1 protein-coding gene is annotated in these 1,475 nt (G+C 71.3%); it reads right to left on the reverse strand.

The window, feature by feature from the left end; all coding sequences use genetic code 11:
- Positions 1-1,195: cation:proton antiporter (locus tag D183_RS0110560; RefSeq protein ID WP_017908959.1), on the reverse strand; the 1,195-nt coding region annotated here is incomplete at its 3' end.
- Between the last annotated feature and the right edge of the window lie 280 nt (positions 1,196-1,475).

The following is a 1,475-nucleotide window of genomic DNA, read 5'->3' on the forward strand; positions in this document are numbered from 1 at the left end:
GCTCGTCCGGCGCCGTCGGTGCCTGCGCCGACGCGGGATCTGCCGATGCGGCCGGCGCCGCCTCCAGCGGGCTGACGTCGAACGGCATGCGCAGCAGCAGCGCCGGCAGCAGCGTGGTCAGGGCCGCGTACAGCAGCAGGGCGCCGAACAGCGCGTCGGCGATGGCGAAGCGGTCGCGCAGGATGCCGGCCAGCACCAGGGTGAAGATCAGCGTCGGCGACAGCGCCAGCGACACCCGCAGGCTGCTGCGCGCGCCTTCGCCGAACAGCACCCGCCGCTGCAGCCAGAGGATGCCGATGCGCAGCGGCAGCACGCAGGCGGTCAGGGCCAGGCCCAGGCCCAGTGCATGCAGGCTCAGCGCCCCGCTCGGCACCTTGGTGCCGGCGTTGAAGAAGTAGAAGGGCACGAAGAACGAGGCGAACAGGCGCACCGCCTGCAGGTTCTCGTCGGAGGCCAGCAGCGGCATGCGCTGGCGCAGCAGCCGCGCCACCAGCCCGGCGATGAACGCACCGACCAGGTAGTACACGCCCAGCGAATAGGTGATGTAGGCGGCGATCAGGCCGACCATCACCAGCAGCGAAAACTCCGACCCCGGCGCCTGCGGCGCCACCCAGCGCCCCAGGGCCACGAACAGCAGCGGCAGGCCGACCAGCATCGCCAGCAGCGCCAGGCTGGACAGGCCCATCTGCCAGGGATCGCCGGCCTGCAGGATCACGAACAGCGCCGCCAGCGCCAGCAGTTCGCCGGCGATGGCCTTGCTGGTGACCCAGAAGCGCTCTTCTTCGTCCAGCCCCAGCCGCCCCAGCGACTCGATGATGAAACCGGTGGAGGGGGTCAGCAGGGCCAGCGCCAGCAATCCGGCCGCCTGCCACGACAGCCCGGCGTAGCGCCAAGCCAGCCAGCCGACGCCGAACAGGGTGCCGCCACGCACCACCAGGTGCAGCAGCAGCGGCCACAAGCCGCGGCGCAGCGCCTTCGGGTCCACTTCCAGGCCGGCGAACAGGAACAGCGAGGAGATGCCGAGCGTCGCCAGCAGGGTCACCACCGGGTCGTGCGCGCGCGGCCCCATCGCCAGCATCGCGATGATGCCGAACAGCAGGCAGGTCAGCGGCGCCGGCATCTTGAAGCGTTGCAGCGCGCGCGGGATCACCAGCAGGGCGAAGATCAGCAGCAGGTAGATCAGTTCGTGGCTCATCGGGCAGGAGATTCCGGTGGGACCCGCCGGCGGCGGCAGCGGCGATGATGCCGGGTCGGCCGTGTGCTGTGCCATCACGGAGCGCTGGCGTGCCAATCGCTCGCACCGCGATGGCACAGGCCGCGTGCGATCCCAGCCCCCGAGCTGCACAGGCCATGTCGCAGCAAACGCGACACGCCGCTGAAGACAGCCAGCAGCGCCAGCAGCGCGGCGTCGCAGCGCCCTCATGGTCGACCTGTCACCAGCGCCATGGCAGTCTCGCGGCGGCGGCCGATCCCGG

The sequence above is a fragment of the Xanthomonas sp. SHU 199 genome, from assembly GCF_000364665.1.
Taxonomy (GTDB): domain Bacteria; phylum Pseudomonadota; class Gammaproteobacteria; order Xanthomonadales; family Xanthomonadaceae; genus Xanthomonas_A; species Xanthomonas_A sontii.